The 17352-nt window shown below is 61.8% G+C and carries 17 protein-coding genes; 4 read left to right on the top strand and 13 right to left on the bottom strand.

Going from position 1 to position 17352, the window contains the following annotated elements:
* Positions 1-129 precede the first annotated feature (129 nt).
* Positions 130-366: an Lrp/AsnC ligand binding domain-containing protein gene (locus GC125_RS11685; protein WP_151985828.1), complete on the top strand. Its 237-nt coding sequence runs from the start codon at positions 130-132 to the stop codon at positions 364-366.
* A gap of 30 nt (positions 367-396) precedes the next feature.
* Here the strand turns inward: GC125_RS11685 and GC125_RS11680 are convergent, their stop codons facing one another.
* Both GC125_RS11680 and GC125_RS11675 read right to left on the bottom strand, forming a co-directional pair.
* Complete coding sequence (locus GC125_RS11680; protein WP_151985827.1) at positions 397-2811, bottom strand: mechanosensitive ion channel domain-containing protein; 2415 nt, start codon at positions 2809-2811, stop codon at positions 397-399.
* A gap of 132 nt (positions 2812-2943) precedes the next feature.
* The gene (locus tag GC125_RS11675) at positions 2944-3870 is read right to left on the bottom strand and encodes a LysR family transcriptional regulator (RefSeq protein WP_151985826.1); all 927 of its coding nucleotides are present in this window, start codon (positions 3868-3870) and stop codon (positions 2944-2946) included.
* Positions 3871-3990: 120 nt separating this feature from the next.
* Between GC125_RS11675 and GC125_RS11670 the strand changes: the two genes are divergently transcribed.
* The gene (locus GC125_RS11670) at positions 3991-5490 is read left to right on the top strand and encodes a CoA-acylating methylmalonate-semialdehyde dehydrogenase (protein ID WP_151985825.1); all 1500 of its coding nucleotides are present in this window, start codon (positions 3991-3993) and stop codon (positions 5488-5490) included.
* A 48-nt stretch (positions 5491-5538) separates the two neighbouring features.
* Here GC125_RS11670 and purU read toward each other — a convergent pair whose 3' ends face one another.
* Positions 5539-6390 (bottom strand): formyltetrahydrofolate deformylase, encoded by an 852-nt coding sequence (gene purU / locus GC125_RS11665; RefSeq protein ID WP_151985824.1) that lies wholly within the window; start codon positions 6388-6390, stop codon positions 5539-5541.
* Positions 6391-6634: 244 nt separating this feature from the next.
* On the opposite strand from purU, the gene GC125_RS20025 reads away from it, so the two are divergent.
* On the top strand, positions 6635-6808 hold the full coding sequence (locus GC125_RS20025; protein ID WP_199864558.1) for a hypothetical protein: 174 nt from the start codon (positions 6635-6637) through the stop codon (positions 6806-6808).
* A 40-nt stretch (positions 6809-6848) separates the two neighbouring features.
* Here the strand turns inward: GC125_RS20025 and mmsB are convergent, their stop codons facing one another.
* From mmsB to cysG, 8 genes are all read right to left on the bottom strand, one after another.
* Positions 6849-7718: a 3-hydroxyisobutyrate dehydrogenase gene (gene mmsB, locus GC125_RS11660; protein ID WP_151985823.1), complete on the bottom strand. Its 870-nt coding sequence runs from the start codon at positions 7716-7718 to the stop codon at positions 6849-6851.
* Between the two features lie 26 nt (positions 7719-7744).
* Positions 7745-8788: an enoyl-CoA hydratase/isomerase family protein gene (locus tag GC125_RS11655; RefSeq protein WP_151985822.1), complete on the bottom strand. Its 1044-nt coding sequence runs from the start codon at positions 8786-8788 to the stop codon at positions 7745-7747.
* Complete coding sequence (locus tag GC125_RS11650; protein WP_151985821.1) at positions 8785-9933, bottom strand: acyl-CoA dehydrogenase family protein; 1149 nt, start codon at positions 9931-9933, stop codon at positions 8785-8787. The genes GC125_RS11655 and GC125_RS11650 overlap by 4 nt, the downstream gene beginning before the upstream one ends.
* Before the next feature lie 106 nt (positions 9934-10039).
* The gene (locus tag GC125_RS11645) at positions 10040-10372 is read right to left on the bottom strand and encodes a 2Fe-2S iron-sulfur cluster-binding protein (protein ID WP_151985820.1); all 333 of its coding nucleotides are present in this window, start codon (positions 10370-10372) and stop codon (positions 10040-10042) included.
* A 29-nt stretch (positions 10373-10401) separates the two neighbouring features.
* A complete protein-coding gene (locus GC125_RS11640; RefSeq protein WP_151985819.1) occupies positions 10402-10938 on the bottom strand; it encodes a DUF934 domain-containing protein in 537 nt (178 codons plus the stop codon).
* Between the two features lie 9 nt (positions 10939-10947).
* Entirely contained in the window at positions 10948-12618 is a 1671-nt protein-coding gene (locus GC125_RS11635; protein WP_151985818.1) for a nitrite/sulfite reductase, read from the bottom strand.
* Positions 12619-12630: 12 nt separating this feature from the next.
* Positions 12631-12957: a DUF2849 domain-containing protein gene (locus tag GC125_RS11630; RefSeq protein WP_151985817.1), complete on the bottom strand. Its 327-nt coding sequence runs from the start codon at positions 12955-12957 to the stop codon at positions 12631-12633.
* A 22-nt stretch (positions 12958-12979) separates the two neighbouring features.
* Complete coding sequence (gene cysG / locus GC125_RS11625) at positions 12980-14407, bottom strand: siroheme synthase CysG (protein ID WP_151985816.1); 1428 nt, start codon at positions 14405-14407, stop codon at positions 12980-12982.
* A 288-nt stretch (positions 14408-14695) separates the two neighbouring features.
* On the opposite strand from cysG, the gene GC125_RS11620 reads away from it, so the two are divergent.
* Positions 14696-15118: a DUF4864 domain-containing protein gene (locus tag GC125_RS11620; protein WP_151985815.1), complete on the top strand. Its 423-nt coding sequence runs from the start codon at positions 14696-14698 to the stop codon at positions 15116-15118.
* Positions 15119-15125: 7 nt separating this feature from the next.
* Here the strand turns inward: GC125_RS11620 and tgt are convergent, their stop codons facing one another.
* Together tgt and queA are read right to left on the bottom strand one after the other, a co-directional pair.
* Positions 15126-16256, bottom strand: coding sequence for a tRNA guanosine(34) transglycosylase Tgt (gene tgt / locus GC125_RS11615; RefSeq protein ID WP_151985814.1), 1131 nt, complete (start codon positions 16254-16256; stop codon positions 15126-15128).
* Positions 16249-17349 carry a tRNA preQ1(34) S-adenosylmethionine ribosyltransferase-isomerase QueA gene (gene queA / locus GC125_RS11610; protein ID WP_151985813.1) on the bottom strand — a complete coding sequence of 367 codons (1101 nt, stop codon included), beginning with the start codon at positions 17347-17349 and terminating at the stop codon, positions 16249-16251. Before queA ends, tgt begins: the two co-directional genes overlap by 8 nt.
* Between the last annotated feature and the right edge of the window lie 3 nt (positions 17350-17352).

Below are 17352 nucleotides of genomic sequence, written 5' to 3'. Positions count from 1 at the left end.
CGGATGCCGGACCCTAGCCGCTTCGCTCCGTCTTGTCATGATCGACCGGGGCGATCGCAATGGGCGCTTCTAATAGCGCCCCAAACCGGCTAGGCCTCATCGTGTGGATCGATCGAGCGGAGACCTTTGATGCGCTGTTTTTTCGTTGAGTTCCAATGCCAGCTCGGCAAGGCCTATCAGGTGGCGGCAGAAATCGCCGCGCGTGAGATCGCGTCCGAGATCTACTCCGTCAGCGGCCAATACGATCTTCTCGTCAAATTCTATGTCGAGGATTCCGTCGATATCGGGCACTTCGTGGCAGAAAACCTGCACACTATCGAGGGCGTGCAGCGCACCCACACGGTGCTGACCTTCAAGGCTTTCTAGCCGCAAAGCCGATTGCCTGCATTCGCACCTTCAAGTTTCCTCGTCATCATCAGGGACGTCGTCGCGGATAACCCGACGGCGTCGACGTTTCGCGGGCGCGGAGGTGGCTGACGCAGGCAATGCCGCGTCGCTCCCCGGATCGACGTTGCGCTCTTCTGCCGGTTGCGCCGCCGCGGCGAGTACTTCCTGCCCTGTCGAGGCTGCTCCATCGACCTGAATGTGCGCCGCCGGCGCCTTGCCGTGCTTGTCGACGCCGAAGAAGAGCGTCTGATGGGGGAACGGGATTTCGATGTCGTGTTCGTCGAAGACGCGCTTGACGGCTGCATTGTAGGCGCGGCCGACACCCCACTGCGTGCCGGGCTTCGTCTTGATGCGGGCACGCACCGTAACGGCGCTGTCGCCCAGCAGCGTCACGCCGAACCATTCCAGATCACCGATGATGTTGGCGGCGATGGCAGGATCTTGCTTGATGAGCGCAAACGCCTCTTCCATCGCCCGGTGTGCATCCTCGACATCCTCGCGGTAGGCGATGCCGATATTGGCAACATGATAGCCGTAGTCACGAACGAAGTTGGTGACCATGTCGACCGAGGAGAACGGGATGATATGGTACCCGGCCTCCAGGTCGCGCAGGCTGACGGAGCGGATCGTCAAGCGTTCCACGGTGCCCGTAGTGCCGCCGACCGTGATGACGTCGCCGACGTTGATGGCGTTCTCAAGCTGAATGAAGACACCGGTGATGATGTCCTGAACGAGCTTCTGCGCACCGAAACCGATGGCGAGTCCGAGCACACCAGCGGACGCAATCAACGGTGCGATGTTGATGCCGATTTCCGAGAGGGCGAACATGATGCCGATGACGAGGATAGCGATCGTCGCCGCATTGCGCAGCAGGCTGAGCAGCGTCTGTTCTCGCGACGTAGCCGGGCGCCCGTAGTCGGGGTTGAGGCGATAATCGACCCAGGAATTCAGGGCGAGCCAGGCGGCGAATGCGAAAATGAGGATGAAGAACACCGAGATGATCGCGGCAGTCGTGCGCACGCCGACTTGACTTTGCATCCAGCCCTGCAGATCGAAGAAATTGATGGTGTCGAGGACGAACAGCAAAACGGCCAGAAAGATCAGACCGCGTATGACGGTCAGGAACTTCGGCACGAACGCGTTGAGGCGCCGTTCGAGGAGCGGCAGGCGCTGATTGAGGCGCTCGGGCAGATTGATGCCCCGCGCGATCGCCCGCGCGATCCAGTTCGAGACCATGAAGCCGATGATCACCGCGAGCAGGATTTGGCCGCTGGCAGCGAGCACGCTCAGCAACACCCCGGCGGGGCTCGCCAGCACGATGATGAACAGGAATGCCAGATAGAGCAGAACCGGCCAGTGCCAGCGATGCGCCAGGAACCGCACGTGCCGGCTGCGCGGCTGATCCTCGGGCGTATCGAGCAGCCATCGGGACACGCGCAGGCGGTTGGTCAGCGTCATGCCGACGGCGATGAGCAGCGCAATCAAGGCCACCAGCGCGGAAATCGCCTGGCCCGCAGCCGTAGAAACACTTTGGTTGAAGATCGGCAGAAGCAACAGCTGGCCATAGCCGAGGATCGATATGATCCAGGTGAAGCCGCGGTTCATTCGCCTTGCGGCATCGTTCGATACCGGCAACAGCCGCAGTTCGGGTGCTGACGGAGACAGCACGATGCGCAGCATAACCTTCGCCAGTTCGACGATCAGGAATGCATTGAGATAGAGCGTCTGGCGCAGGCCAATCGTGCCGAGCTCACCGAACAGCGTCAACGCGATGATATACCCAGCCGCCCAGGCGGCGACGACGACAAGCACGTCAAGCAGAGCGGATACGACGATGAAGACGATCCGTTGCAGCAGTGTGGCGGATGCCGACCGAGCGCCCATCGACCGGTAATAGCCCTTGGCAAAACTGCGAAGCGTAGCGAAGATCGCGTAGGTCGCGACGATCACCAGAGCCAGATCGCGCAGAGCCTGCCACAGGACCTCGATCTGATCGGCATCCAGCGCCGAGAACATGCGTGGTGCGGCAGACAATTGATTGGCGAATGCCGCAGCTGAGCCAGCGGCATTTTCAGCAAAGAACCGCGTCGTCTCCGCAATACGCCGTCCCAGCGACGTTTCGGAGGTACCGAACAGAGCATCGTCGATCGTCTCGACCGGACCGGGCTCGACCTCACCGGCAATCGCTTCTAACTCTTCCAGCAGCCGGGTTCGGCTTTCGTCGTTGCGCAGCGCTTCGATCAGAAGCTGAAGTTCGGGAGACGCGCCCTGCGTAGTTTCCTCGGTCTCGGCCGCGGGCTCGGCGTCCTGCGCGGAAACGGGAAGACTGCCGGCGGTGCTGAACGCTGCGACCAGAAGAAGAACTGACAGGCACGTTCTGAAAAATAGAAAATACTGGGAGACGATGGTCTTAGGCTCAAACATCGAGACGTCGCTCTTATTCTTGTTTCCCGTCGATCACCACAAATCACCCCACTCGTGATCCAAGGTTTGACGGTTGATATGCGCTGCCCGAAGCGCTCCATGGGTCCGGTTCTACCAGACGAGGCCATGACATCAACCCGTCGCCGCTAGGACCTCGCCACTCACCATGCCCGAATCGGGCAGAAAAGCGCCCCTCGCTGCCGCCACCTCCTCCATGACGAAATCGCTGACCGCCTTGACCCGCGCCACGCCACGCGCGTTCTCGTGGTAGACGATCCAGTAGGCCCGCTTGAATGAGTGCTCGCTCAGGACATTCACGAAATCCGGATCGTGCCGGGCGGTGAAATCGTGCAGGATGCCTATGCCCGCGCCGGAACGCACGGCTTCGGCCTGACCCACGGCACTCGATATCTCGAAGGTCGCACGCACGTCGCGCGGCAGCTCCTCGGCAAAATTCAGAACGCGCGAGAAGACGAGGTCTTCCACATATCCAATCAACCGATGATGCCTCAGATCTTCCATCGCACCCGGCATGCCATACTCGGCGACGTAGTCCCGCGAAGCATAGAAGCCGAGAGAGTAGTCGACGAGCTTGCGCGCGACGACCCTGCCCTGATCCGGTCGCTCGACGGTGATTGCGATATCGGCTTCGCGGCGCGACAAAGAAAACACGCGAGGCACCGGGACGAGCTGCACATGCAGCCCCGGATAGCGCGTCAAAAGCCGGCCGAGGCGTGGCGCGAGGAATGAAATACCGAAGCCGTCCGGGGCACCAATGCGGACGGTGCCGGACAAGGCCGCATCCTGACCCGAAAAGCCCGCCTGTGCGGTGAGCATGGCGGCCTCCATGCGTTCCGCGGCGTCGACGAAGGCCTCGCCCTCGCCGGTCAATTCGCAGCCATTGGTTCGCCGCAGGACCAGTCGCGTTTCCAGTGCCTTCTCGAGCGCCGTCAACCGCCGGCTGACCGTTGCGTGATTGAGACCGAGCGCACGGGCGGCCGACAATATCTGTCCGCGGCGCGCGACTGCCAGGAATATGCGCACGTCGTCCCAGTTCACGGAAAACCCTCCTTCGAATTTCGCACAACGGATCCGGCTTCAGCGCTGTTGTTCTGCCGAATTTATAGTGCACTAATGCCGGCACAATTCACCAGTTCAATGGCGATAGCGGAGGAACACATGCGGGAAATCGGTCATTTCATCGGCGGAGAGCACGTCGGCGGAGGGAGCGGCCGTAGTGGCCAGGTCTTCAATCCGGCTACCGGCGAAGTCGATGCCACGGTTGCGCTTGCGTCGAAGGACGATCTCGCAGCGGCAGTCGAGAACGCGAAGACGGCACAGGTCGCTTGGGCTGCGACCAACCCGCAGCGGCGCGCACGTGTCCTCATGAAGTTCGTCGACCTGCTCCACCGCGACATGGAAAAGCTTGCAGAAATGCTGTCGCGCGAACACGGCAAGACGATCCCAGATGCCAAGGGCGACATCATCCGCGGGCTCGAAGTGGCCGAGTTTTGCATCGGGGCACCGCATCTTCTCAAAGGCGAATACACCGAAGGGGCCGGCCCCGGCATCGATCTCTATTCGATGCGTCAGCCGCTTGGCGTCGTGGCCGGCATCACGCCGTTCAATTTTCCCGCGATGATTCCGATGTGGAAGTTCTGCCCGGCCATCGCAGCAGGCAACGCCTTCATTCTCAAGCCCTCCGAGCGCGATCCGTCCGTTCCGATGATGCTTGCCGAACTCATGCTGGAAGCCGGTCTGCCGGCTGGCATCCTCAACGTCGTGAATGGCGACAAGGAAGCCGTCGACGCGATTCTCGATCATCCGGACATCATGGCGATCGGCTTCGTCGGCTCGACACCGATCGCCGAATACATCTATGGCCGCGGCTGTTCCAACGGCAAACGCGTCCAGTGCTTCGGCGGCGCCAAGAACCACATGATCATCATGCCCGATGCCGATCTCGACCAGGCGGCGAACGCCCTGATCGGGGCGGGATACGGTGCGGCGGGCGAGCGCTGCATGGCCGTCTCGGTGGCCGTTCCCGTCGGCCAGGAAACGGCAGACCGTCTGATCGAAAAGCTCACGCCTATGGTCGAAGCGCTGAAGATCGGCCCCTACACCGGCGGCGACGATGTCGATTTCGGGCCGCTCGTGACTAAGGAAGCGCGCGACCGCGTGCTCGGGCTCGTCAATTCGGGCGTGGAAGCGGGTGCAAAGCTCGTCGTCGACGGTCGCGACTTCAAGCTTCAGGGCTATGAGAACGGCAATTTCATCGGCGGCTGCCTGTTCGACCACGTCACGACGGACATGGACATCTACCGACAGGAGATTTTCGGCCCCGTGCTTTCGGTCGTTCGCGCCAAGAACTACGAGGACGCGATCCGTCTTCCGATGGAGCATGAATACGGAAACGGCGTCGCGATCTTCACCCGCGATGGCGACGCAGCCCGCGACTTCGTCAGCCGCATCAATGTCGGCATGGTCGGCGTCAACGTCCCGATCCCCGTGCCGCTCGCCTACCACACGTTCGGCGGCTGGAAGCGCTCTGGCTTCGGCGATCTCAACCAGCACGGCCCGGACGCCTTCCGCTTCTACACGCGCACCAAGACGGTGACTCAGCGCTGGCCGTCCGGCATCAAGGATGGGGCAGAATTCGTCATCCCGACGATGGGCTGACAAACCTCCAGAAGAACGCCGGGCTGTTGGTCCGGCGTTCTTTTGTGATCAATTGAAGACGACCGTCTTGTGCCCGTTCAGCATGACGCGGCTTTCGAGATGCATCTTGACCGCACGCGCGAGCACGCGGCTTTCGATATCCCGGCCGGTCGCCACGAAATCATCGGCGCTCATGGCATGGGTGACGCGCTCGGTTTCCTGCTCGATGATCGGGCCTTCATCCAGATCCGGCGTCACATAGTGCGCTGTTGCGCCGATCAGCTTCACGCCGCGCTCATGCGCCTGGTGATAGGGCTTGGCGCCCTTGAAGGACGGCAGGAAGGAGTGGTGAATGTTGATCACCTTGCCGAACAGCCGCTTCGACAGAGTGTCCGACAGCACCTGCATGTAGCGGGCGAGCACGACGATGTCGGCGCCCGTCTCCTTGACCAGCGTGATCAGCTTCTCCTCCTGCTCGGTCTTGTTCTCCTTGTTCACCGGCCAGTAGTGATACGGGATGTTTTCGAGCTCCGCCGTGCGGCGCGAGGTCTCGTGATTCGATACGACGGCGACCACCTCCGCATCCAGCCAGCCGACACGGATCTGGTAGAGAAGATGCAGAAGCGCATGGTCGAACTTCGAGACCATCACGATCATCCGGGGCCGGCGCGCCTGATCGTTGATCGCAGTCTTCATGTCGAAGCGTTCGACGGCCGGCTTCAGGGCACGCTCGATTTCGTCCTTCGTCATGGCATCCGGCGCCTGGAAGGCGATGCGCATGAAGAATCGCCCGGTCACGCGATCCCAGAACTGGGCGCTTTCCGCGATATTCGACCCGCTAGCCGCAAGTTCCGTCGTCACGGCCGCCACGATGCCGGGACGGTCGGTGCAGGAAAGGGTCAGGACATAGGGGTGGGTCATCGCGGTCTCATTCGTTGCCAAGGAAATATGCTTGTCCATGCGCTGTAGCCGAGCACAAGCCCGCTTCTCTGCTTCACATGGACACGCCATGTCTGATTCACGACATCGCGCGGCATCCTGTTCGATTGTCCACCTCAAGAATCCACAGGTTCAACTGATCTGTGGATCGTGAGAATCTCGACACAGTTCGGACTCGATTGATTCCTACCCCGAGACCAATCGAAATGGATGAGGATAATCAGGAATGCGCAGCAAGCCGATTGGCCACAAACCACGCGTCACGGATGACGAGACCCTGCAGGCGATCGTCGAACGCTTGCGACAGGATGGGTGCGAGCCCGATGAGATTCACCGGCTCGTGGTGCGTGAAGCCGTCGTCGATCTGGACGCGTTGAACGCGGTGCTGCGCGCGGCCTGATAGCCGCAACGCCAAATATATCCAACTTCGAGCTCGCCGATCAGCGGCGGGATTGCCCGGCTAGGTCTTCGATCATGGCGGAGAAGTCCCTGCCCTTCCCGCCGGCGGCGACAAAGGCTTCGTACAGCTCCGTCGCCCGTTCGCCCATGGGCGTCGCCGCGTCGACTGCCTCCGCCGCCGCCTGGGACAATTTCAAATCTTTCAGCATGAGTTCTGCGGCAAAGCCTGGCCGGTAGTCGTTATCTGCGGGGCTTTGCGGACCGATGCCCGGTGCAGGGCAATAGGTGTTCATCGACCAGCAGGATCCCGATGACGTCGAGACCACGTCGAAAACGCTTTGTCGCGACAGACCGAGCTTATCGGCCAGCACGAAGGCTTCACAGACGCCGATCATCGAAATGCCGAGGATCATGTTGTTGCAGATCTTCGCAGCCTGGCCGGCACCGGCGGCACCGCAATGCACCGCCTTCTTGCCCATGATCTCGAACAGCGGCAACGCCACGGCGAACGCATCGTCGGTCCCGCCTGCCATGAAGGTCAATGTGCCAGCAGCAGCACCACCCACGCCACCGGACACAGGGGCGTCGACGCTGAGCAACCCGACCGCATCGGCAGCGGCATGGGCCGCGCGCGCGCTCTCGACATCGACGGTCGAACAATCGATGACGCAGGCGCTCTTGCGGCAGGCCGAAACGATTTCGGCATAAACGGACTGCAAAATGCTCCCGCTCGGCAGCATGGTGATCACCACGTCCTGATCACGCGCAGCCTCGGCGGCGGTTGTGGCTGCTCTTACGCCATCGATCTGGATGCCGGCCACATCGAAGCCGGTGACCTCGTGGCCAGCCTTGACCAGATTGGTCGCCATCGGCGCACCCATGTTGCCAAGACCGATAAAACCGATGCGCATGATGAAACCTCCCTCGTCTTTCGCAGTCAAATTACCAGTTCATCGTCACCGAGCGGCGCCAACATCGCGTCGGCGTGACCGGCAGCCTCCTCAAGGCCTGCATGGCGCCATTGCGGATTGCGGTCCTTGTCGATCAGTTGCGCGCGCACGCCTTCCAGGAAATCGCCCTCGGCCATGCAACGCCAAACGAACCGATATTCCTGGCGGAGAGCGTCGCTGATGTCGGAAAAATCGGCAGCCGCTGCAATGATCCTGGTTGTACACTGAACCGACAGCGGGCTGGCACGCCTGATCGCCCTCGCAGCATCCTGCTGCCAATTTCCGTCCGCCGATGCTGCATCGAGGCGCTGCAGATGCAGGACCGGATCGGTGCCCTGGAATACGTCATCGACCTCAAGCGCAATGGAGCGCAGATTGCCGGCATCCGGCTCAGCGCAATGGTCACCGATCACGGATATGTCGCCATTCTCACAAAGCGCAGCAATCAGATCGGCAATGCGGTCGTGCGGGACCAGATGATCGGCAAAGCCCGTGTAGATCGCGCCATCGGCTTTCAGACGCATGCCGGTGAGCCCAAGATAGAAGCCCATCCGGCCGGGCGCATGGCCGAGAATGAAAGACCCGCCGACATCCGGGACGAGCCCGATGCCACATTCGGGCATGGCGAGCATGGTGCGTTCGGTGACGATGCGGTGCGAGCCATGGGCGCCGATGCCGACGCCGCCGCCCAATGTGATGCCGTCCATCAACGCCACATAGGGCTTCGGATAATAGGCGATCAGCGCATTGAGGCGGTATTCGTCGCTCCAGAAACGCCGACCGTGCTCCAGGTCCCCTTCCATGCCGGACCGGTATAAATCCTGAATGTCGCCCCCAGCGCAAAACGCCTTTTCACCGGCAGCGTCGACGATGACCAACGCCACCTCCTGGTCGTCGCGCCAGATCAGCAGCGCGTGCTCGATGGCGAGCGCCATGGCATGCGTCAGCGCGTTCAAGGCATGTGGACGGTTGAGCGTAACGCGCCCTGCTCGGCCCTGCTTGCGGATTATGACTTCAGGCGCTTCGCTCAATGCCCGCGTTCCTTCAAAAGCGCGCGCGCGGTGATGAGGCGCATAATCTCGTTCGTGCCTTCCAAGATCTGGTGCACCCTCAAATCCCGCACGATCTTCTCAATTCCATAGTCGGCTAAATATCCGTAGCCGCCGTGCAGCTGGAGGGCCTGATTGGCGACCTCGAATGCGGTGTCGGTCACAAAACGCTTGGCCATGGCGCAGAATTTCGTTGCGTCTGGCGCGCCTTGATCGAGTTTCCAGGCGGCTTGACGCAAGAAGATACGCGCGGCCTGCAACTCCGTTTCCATATCCGCCAAGCGGAACTGCAAGCCCTGGAATTGATCGAGTGTCTGGCCGAAAGCCTTGCGCTCACCGGTGTAGGCCAGCGCTTTGTCCAGCGCCGTCTGGGCCGCTCCTAATGCGCAGGCAGCGATGTTCAGGCGCCCGCCGTCGAGGCCGGCCATGGCATATTTGAAGCCTTCGCCTTCTTTGCCGATGAGATTGTGAGCCGGAACCTCACAATCATCGAACCGCACTTCGCTCGTCGGCTGCGCACGCCATCCCATCTTCTTTTCCAGCGCTCCGAAAGACAGCCCCGCCGTTCCATCCTCGACGATGACGGCGGAGATGCCCGCAGCTCCGGCCTGGCCGGTGCGCGCCATGACGATATAGAGATCGGAATAGGAGCCGCCCGAAATGAACGACTTGGTGCCATTGAGGCGCAGCATGTCGCCGATATGCTCGGCCCGCGTGGCAAGCGCGGCGGCGTCGGAGCCGGAATTCGGCTCCGTCAGGCAATAGGATGCGATCACATCCATGCGGGCGAGCGGCGCCAACCAGCGCTCCTGCATCGCTTCGTCGCCGAATCGATCGATCATCCAGGCGCACATGTTGTGGATGGAAAGAAAAGCGGCGACCGATGGACAGGCCATCGACAGCGCCTCGAAGATCAGTGCCGCATCGAGCCGCGTGAGGCCGGAGCCACCGTTCTCTTCGCGGACGTAGATCGCAGCCAGGCCGAGTGCGGCAGCGTCCTTCAGCACGTCTTTCGGGATGGTGCCCGCCTCTTCCCAGGCGGAGGCATGGGGCGCGATTCGTTCGGCACCGAAATCGCGCGCCATTTCGAATATCGCGAGCTGCTCCTCGCTCAGCGCAAAATCCATCGTATGACCCTCCCGATCGTTGGCGGAAGGTTGCACTATCGCGATGGAATGACAATTGCCAGCAATGGCTAAGGCGCGGTCATCACCCGCCGCCTATGATCCAAGATCAGGCTGCCGCCTTTTCCTTTTCGGTGCCGGGCGCAAGCGTGACTTCCAGCCCGTCGAGGTCTTCGCTCATGATGATCTGGCACGACAGGCGCGAGTTGCCTTCGACCATGAAGGCCGCGTCGAGCATGTCTACTTCCTCGTCTTCCTGCGGATGCAGCCGATCGAGCCATTCATCCGCGACATAGACGTGGCAGGTGGCGCAAGCGCAGGCGCCACCACACTCGGCGTTGATGTTCAAGCCCCAGTCGCGGATGATTTCCATCACCCGGAAGCCTTCGAGAGCCTCGAGACGGTGTTGGGCGCCGTCCTGATCGGTGACATTGATATGCATCAGATCGCCTTCATGGAAAGGAACGGGGATCAGGCGGAGCGACGCCGCCAGCTATAGCCTTGTCCGGCCTGCGCATCCTTCGCAGTCGGTTGATAGTGCAGAGATATACCGCCTAACCGGCCTTCCTCAAGCCGCTTCAGCGTCGTTGGGCTCTTGACCGAAAAGCTGTCGAAGCCGACGCGGCGCATGAGCGGCATCTGATCGATCAGCACATCGCCCACGGCGCGGATTTCGCCACGGTATCCCAACTGCTCGCGCAACATCGCGGCATGCGAGAAGCCGCGGCCGTCGGAGAACTTCGGGAAATCGATGGCGACCAATGCGATGTCGCCCAGCATGTCGGCGATCGTCTCGGGCTCGTCATCGGGCGAAATCAACACGCCGATACGGCGCGTGTTGCGCCCGGCTTCCAGGCCAACGCCGTGGCGCTGCTCATCGGAAAGCGCGACGAAAGCTTCCAGGGGGACGATGACGTCGCCCTCCGGCAGTTCATCCTGAAACTCCACGATCTGCCAGGGATCGTTGTCGACGAAACCTTGCTCCGTCCAGACTTTGTTCTCGGTCATCACCTGTCCTCACGCCGCCTTGGCCGGCTCGCCGTAGAGCGCTGTCTTGAAGGGCTGCGCGCCGACACGGCGATAGGCCTGGATGAAGGTTTCTTCCGGCGAACTGCGCAGTCCGAGATAGGTGTCGACGACCGTCTCGATCGCATCGGTGATCTTTTCGGGCTCGAAGCCACGTCCGATGATCTCGCCGATGGATGTCTCGTTGTCGGCCGATCCGCCAAGCGTGATCTGGTAGAGTTCGGCACCCTTCTTTTCGACGCCGAGAATACCGATGTGGCCCACATGGTGGTGGCCGCAGGCATTGATGCAGCCCGATATCTTGATCTTCAACTCGCCGATCTCAAGCTGACGCTCAGCACTGCCAAACCTGTTGGAGATTTCCTGGGCGACCGGGATCGAGCGTGCGTTTGCCAGCGCACAGTAGTCGAGACCGGGGCACGCGATGATGTCGGTGATCAGATTGTTGTTGGCCGTGGCGAGCTCCGCACCAGCCAGACGATCAAACACGGCCTTCAAATCGCCAAGAGCAACGTGTGGCAGGACGAGATTTTGCTCGTGGGTCACACGGATCTCGTCGTGGCTGAATTCCTCGGCGATGTCGGCGATCAGATCCATCTGCACGTCGGACGCATCGCCGGGAATGCCGCCGATCGGCTTCAACGAAATGGTCACGACGCCATAGTCTGGGTTCTTGTGCGCCGTCACGTTCTGCTGCACCCAAGCGGCGAACTGTGCGTCACGCTTCTTTTCCGCAGCCAGTTGAGCCCAGCCTTCGGAGCGCTCGGGCAGATCCGGCATGGCGAAATAGCTGGTGATCGCCGAGATATCCGCATCCGGCAAAGCAAGGTCGCCGGCGCGCAGCTTTTCCCACTCGGCTTCGATCTGGGCCGTCAGTTCCTCGGTGCCGGTTTCGTGGACGAGGATCTTGATGCGTGCCTTATACTTGTTGTCGCGGCGACCGAAGAGGTTGTACACGCGCAGGATTGCCGTCGTGTAGGACAGCAATTCGCTTTCCGGCAGGAAATCCCGGATTTTCTTGGCGACCATGGGCGTACGGCCCTGCCCGCCACCGATGTAGACGGCAAAACCGAGCTCGCCGGCATCGTTCTTCTTCAGGTGCAAGCCGATATCGTGCGTTTGGATCGCGGCGCGATCCCGCTCTGCACCCGTGACGGCAATCTTGAACTTGCGCGGCAGGAACGAGAATTCCGGATGTACGGACGACCATTGACGCAGAATTTCGGCGTAAGGCCGCGGATCGGCGACCTCGTCGGCGGCGACGCCGGCGAAGTGATCGGCCGTCACGTTGCGAATGCAGTTGCCCGAGGTTTGGATGGCATGCATCTCGACTTCGGCAAGCTCTTCGAGGATCTTTGGCGTGTCGACCAGTTTCGGCCAGTTGTACTGGATGTTCTGGCGGGTGGTGAAATGGCCGTAGCCACGGTCGTAAATGCGCGCGATGTGGGCGAGCCTGCGCATCTGCGCCGACGACAGGGTGCCGTATGGAACCGCCACGCGCAGCATGTAGGCATGCAGCTGCAGATAGACGCCGTTCATCAGCCGAAGCGGCTTGAACTGATCCTCGGTGATCTCGCCGGAGACGCGGCGATCGACCTGGTCGCGATACTGCTCGACCCGCTCGCGCACGAAGGCGTGGTCGAATTCATCGTAACGATACATGCGGAGCGTCCTTTAGGCTGCGATTGCAGCGGAATCATCTGCAAGCGCGTCGGCCTGCTTACCGAGATCGAGGCGTACGGTCGGGCCTGTCGCACGAATGCGCTCACGCAACCGAAGCGGATAAAGGTGTCCCTCGCGCTCCTCGACATCGACCAGCGCGACATCGACGACTTGGATGTCGAATGCTGCCACCTTTTCGGCATCCTGAAGACCTGTCAGCGCTGCCTCGTGGCGCGCGACGAAAGCTTCGTCGATCGTTTCCTGCCAGGAACCGTCGGCACCGAGCCAGACAGCGATGCCGTCGCTCAGCCGATTGGCGGTGAGAACCTTGAGAGCCATGCGTGAACTCCTTTTCTTATCGCTATGCCGCTTCGCTGGCCGCCATCAGCGGCTCCAGCAGCGTTGAATTTGCAAAATTGGCGCCGGCGACCGCGTCGCCGATGATGACCATGACGGGACCGGACAGGTCGCTTCGATCCTGGATGACTGGCAAATCGGCAAGGACGCCGTGAAAGAGCCGCCGGTCCGAGCGGCTGGCATTCTCGATCACGGCAACCGTCGTATCGGACGACATGCCGGCGGCGACCAGCCTGCGCGCCACATCGGCGGCCACCGTGCGGCCCATATAGACGGCGATCGTCGCACCCGAGCACGCCAGGCTGGCCCAGTCGGGCAGCGTCTCGCCCTGCAGATCATGGCCGGTCGTGAACACCATCGAGGATGCGACGCCGCGCAGCGTCAGCGGCAACTCGAAGTCGGCGGCGGCGGCGAACGCAGACGTGATCCCAGGGACGATCTCATAACCGATCCCGGCGTCACGCAGTGCCGCCATTTCCTCTGCGGCACGGCCGTAGACCAGCGGGTCGCCGGATTTCAGCCGCGCAACGCGACGGCCGGACGATCCCAGTTCAACCAGCAGCGCATTGATTTCATTCTGCGACTTGGAATGGCAGCCCTTGCGCTTGCCGACGGCAATGCGGTCGGCATCGCGACGGCCCATATCCACGATCGCCTGGGGAACGAGCGCGTCGTAGACGATGACATCGGCTTCCATCAACACGCGCTGGGCGCGCAGCGTCAGGAGATCGACCGCACCAGGACCAGCGCCAACCAGCCAGACATGGCCTTCGACATCCTCGCGCTGGCGCAGCATGAGTGTCGCCTCGCGCCGTGCCTGGGAGAGATCGCCGCGAGCGACTTGGTCGGCAACGCCGCCTTCGAAGAACCGGCGCCAGAAAATGCGTCGGGCGACGCCACGAGGCATCAGCCGGTCGACCGCGATACGGTAGCTCGCTGCAAGACGCGCCAAAGGTCCTAGTGACGGTGACAGCATCTGGTCGATGCGCGAACGGATCATCTGGCCGAGAACCGGCCCAGCCCCTTCGGTGCCGATCGCCACGGCCACCGGCGCGCGATTGACCAGAGCCGGGGTATAGAAGTCGCATTCATCGGGCTGGTCGACCGCGTTTGCCGGGATGCGCAACGCACGCGCTTCCGCCACGATCCGCCGATCCTCGGCAGCATCGCCCGTCGCGGCGAAGACGAGAACCGCGTTCTCGATCGCGTCGCGCGAAAAGCCGGCGAGGATGTGGGAGATGGCGTTTTCGCGGATGAAACGCGCGAAATCATCTTCCGGAGCGTCTGCGTAAAGGCGGATGTCGGCGCGCGTATTCAGAAGCAGGCGCGTCTTGGCGAAAGCTTCGGCGCCGTTACCGAAGATCGCAACAACGCGGTCCTCGACCTTGAAAAAGGCCGGAAAGACGCTGAGCTGTTGTTCGCGGTCGGCCACGATGCACTCCTGTTGATCTAGCGTGCATTGTGCCGGAGCGCGGCGCCTCAATGAAGAAACAGGAATGCGTTCGCAAAAGTCTTGCCGGATGCGCTTTTCATCTCCGTCGGGAAAAGCGAACGATTTCTTCCTGAAGCGCCGGAAGCGCAAAAATCTTCAGGAAATCAAAGAGGTTTCGATGAGGCGCTCCACATCGGCCATTCGGGTCGCTCGAATGTGATCGCCGAGCACTTCCCCCGCGCTGGAACTGGCCTATCCTTCCAGTCATGAGCCCTGCTGGAGGTCACCATGCGCATCAAGACTGCATTTGTCCGCCTGCTTCTTGCCGCCTTGCCTCTCGCTCCGATTGCGGCCCTGGCGGACGATGTCGAGGACGCTCAGGCCGTCATCGAAAGCCAGATCGCGGCGTTTCTAAACGATGACGCCGAGAGCGCCTATTTTCATGCGGCGCCAGAAATCCAGACGATGTTCATCGACAAGGATCGCTTTTTCGAAATGGTCCAGAATAGTTATGCGCCGGTCTACCGACCCGACAATTTTGCCTTCGGCCGGTCACGGGCGATGGATGGCGATCGCATCGCCCAAGAGGTGCTGATCGCCGGGCCCGACGGCGACGACTGGACAGCGCTTTATATCCTCAAGAAGCAGGAAGACGGCGCCTTCAAGATCAACGGCGTGCAGATGGTGAAGTCCGCCGCACCCCAGACCTGACGCTCGATTAGCGCGGCGCGATGTCTCCGCGCGCCCATTCATCCTGCGTCTCGGCCATGAAATCGGCAAAGCGACCATCGGCGATCGCCTGGCGAATTCCGCGCATCAGATCCTGATAATAGGACAGGTTGTTCCAGGTGAGCAGCATGCCGCCCAGAGCCTCGTTGGCGCGCACGAGATGGTGCAGGTAGGCACGCGAATAGTCGCGGCTAGCGGGGCATGACGACTGCTCATCCAGCGGCCGCGTATCTTCCGCATGGCGGGCGTTGCGTAGATTGATCCGCCCGCGCCTGGTGAACGCCAGGCCATGACGACCGGCGCGGGTCGGCATTACGCAATCGAACATATCGATGCCGCGGGCGACCGACTTGATAATGTCGTCCGGTGTGCCGACGCCCATGAGATAGCGCGGCTTCTCGCTGGGCAGCACGGGGCACGTGGTCTCCAGCATGGCCAGCATCACGTCCTGCGGTTCGCCGACCGCCAGACCGCCGACAGCATAACCCTTGAGGTCCAGCGCCTTCAGCGCTTCGGCCGACTTGACGCGCAGATCCGGCTGATCTCCGCCTTGGACGATGCCGAACATCGCCTTGCCCGGCTGATCACCGAACGCAGTCTTGCAGCGCTCGGCCCAGCGAACGGACATTTCCATGGCGCGCTCGACTTCGGAGCGATTGGCCGGCAGCGCCACGCATTCGTCGAGCTGCATCTGGATGTCCGCGCCGAGGAGCCCCTGGATCTCGATCGATCGCTCGGGGCTCATATGATGGCGGCTGCCATCGACATGCGATTGGAACGTGACGCCCTGCTCGTCGAGCTTGCGAAGACCGGAAAGCGACATCACCTGGAATCCGCCCGAATCCGTCAGGATCGGATGCGGCCAGCGGATCAGGTCGTGCAAGCCGCCAAGTCGGGCGACTCGTTCGGCGCCTGGCCGCAGCATCAGGTGGTAGGTGTTTCCCAGAATGATGTCGGCGCCGAGATCGCGCACCTGATCGAGATACATCGCCTTGACGGTGCCGGCGGTGCCGACCGGCATGAAGGCCGGCGTGCGTACGGTGCCGCGCGGCATCGATATCGCGCCGGTGCGCGCCGCCCCGTCGGTCGCGGCGATGTCGAAGCGGAAGACGTCACTCATGATCGGCTTTCTTGAGCAGCGAGGAATCGCCGTAGGAATAGAAGCGGTACTCGTTGGCGACTGCGTGCGCGTAGGCCGCCCGCATCGTTTCCAGCCCGGCAAAGGCGGATACCAGCATGAAAAGCGTCGAGCGCGGCAGATGGAAATTCGTCATCAGCATATCGACGGCGCGGAAGCGATAGCCGGGCGTGATGAAGATATCGGTCGCACCCGACCATGGCTCGATCTTTCCGTCTTCGCTGGCGGCACTTTCCAGAAGCCGCAGCGAGGTCGTGCCGACCGAAACGATCCGCCCGCCACGGGCGCGCACAGCGTTCAGAGCATCGGCGGTCGCCGCAGACACATGGCCGATCTCGGAATGCATGCGATGATCTTCCGTCGTGTCGGCCTTTACGGGGAGGAAGGTCCCTGCCCCGACATGTAGGGTCACGAAGTGGCGTTCGACCCCCCGCTCTTCCAGAGCGCTCAGTAATTCGTCGGTAAAGTGCAGACCAGCGGTCGGAGCGGCGACGGCTCCGTCTTCGCGGGCATAGATCGTCTGATAATCGGCGCGATCCTGCGCGTCTTCCGGTCGCTTGGAGGCGATATAGGGCGGCAACGGCACGTGTCCGACGGAAATGATCGCTTCATCAAGCGCGGGACCGTCGAGATCGAAAGCGAGCAGGACTTCGCCGCCCTCGCCCTTCTCAATCACCGTCGCATCGAGGCGGCCGACCAGGCAGGTATCGGTGGAGCCACCGAATTCGATGCGGTCGCCGTGCTTCACGCGCTTTCCGGGCTTCAGGAATGCCCACCAGCGGTTTGAAGCCGCGCGCATGTGCAGGGTCGCCGAAACGCCGACGGTGCCATCAGCGCCATCCGGACCCGGACGGCGGCGCAGACCCTCGAATTGCGCGGGAATAACCTTGGTATCGTTGAAGACGAGCGCGTCGCCCGGCTTGAGCAACGACGGCAGATCGCTGACGATATGGTCGCTTAAGTGGGGTTTAGCGTTTGGATCGACGCCCAGCAGCCTGGCGCTGTCACGCGGAACGGCAGGTCGGAGGGCGATCCGCTCATCGGGCAGATCGAAATCGAAGAGATCGACGCGCATGGA

The sequence above is a fragment of the Rhizobium sp. EC-SD404 genome (genome assembly GCF_902498825.1).
In the GTDB taxonomy this organism is placed as follows: domain Bacteria; phylum Pseudomonadota; class Alphaproteobacteria; order Rhizobiales; family Rhizobiaceae; genus Georhizobium.
The sequence above is the reverse complement of the archived record's forward strand: the minus strand, read 5'-3'. Positions and strand labels throughout refer to the sequence as shown.

What these genes read in the sequence shown, in the direction of transcription:
- GC125_RS11650 (WP_151985821.1), bottom strand. Translation starts at nt 9,933, where the DNA reads ATGGATTTTGCGCTGAGCGAGGAGCAGCTCGCGATATTCGAAATGGCG.
- GC125_RS11640 (WP_151985819.1), bottom strand. Translation starts at nt 10,938, where the DNA reads ATGACCGAGAACAAAGTCTGGACGGAGCAAGGTTTCGTCGACAACGAT.
- GC125_RS11620 (WP_151985815.1), top strand. Translation starts at nt 14,696, where the DNA reads ATGCGCATCAAGACTGCATTTGTCCGCCTGCTTCTTGCCGCCTTGCCT.
- GC125_RS11670 (WP_151985825.1), top strand. Translation starts at nt 3,991, where the DNA reads ATGCGGGAAATCGGTCATTTCATCGGCGGAGAGCACGTCGGCGGAGGG.
- GC125_RS11680 (WP_151985827.1), bottom strand. Translation starts at nt 2,811, where the DNA reads ATGTTTGAGCCTAAGACCATCGTCTCCCAGTATTTTCTATTTTTCAGA.
- GC125_RS11635 (WP_151985818.1), bottom strand. Translation starts at nt 12,618, where the DNA reads ATGTATCGTTACGATGAATTCGACCACGCCTTCGTGCGCGAGCGGGTC.
- queA (WP_151985813.1), bottom strand. Translation starts at nt 17,349, where the DNA reads ATGCGCGTCGATCTCTTCGATTTCGATCTGCCCGATGAGCGGATCGCC.
- purU (WP_151985824.1), bottom strand. Translation starts at nt 6,390, where the DNA reads ATGACCCACCCCTATGTCCTGACCCTTTCCTGCACCGACCGTCCCGGC.
- GC125_RS20025 (WP_199864558.1), top strand. Translation starts at nt 6,635, where the DNA reads ATGCGCAGCAAGCCGATTGGCCACAAACCACGCGTCACGGATGACGAG.
- GC125_RS11685 (WP_151985828.1), top strand. Translation starts at nt 130, where the DNA reads ATGCGCTGTTTTTTCGTTGAGTTCCAATGCCAGCTCGGCAAGGCCTAT.
- mmsB (WP_151985823.1), bottom strand. Translation starts at nt 7,718, where the DNA reads ATGCGCATCGGTTTTATCGGTCTTGGCAACATGGGTGCGCCGATGGCG.
- tgt (WP_151985814.1), bottom strand. Translation starts at nt 16,256, where the DNA reads ATGAGTGACGTCTTCCGCTTCGACATCGCCGCGACCGACGGGGCGGCG.
- GC125_RS11630 (WP_151985817.1), bottom strand. Translation starts at nt 12,957, where the DNA reads ATGGCTCTCAAGGTTCTCACCGCCAATCGGCTGAGCGACGGCATCGCT.
- GC125_RS11645 (WP_151985820.1), bottom strand. Translation starts at nt 10,372, where the DNA reads ATGCATATCAATGTCACCGATCAGGACGGCGCCCAACACCGTCTCGAG.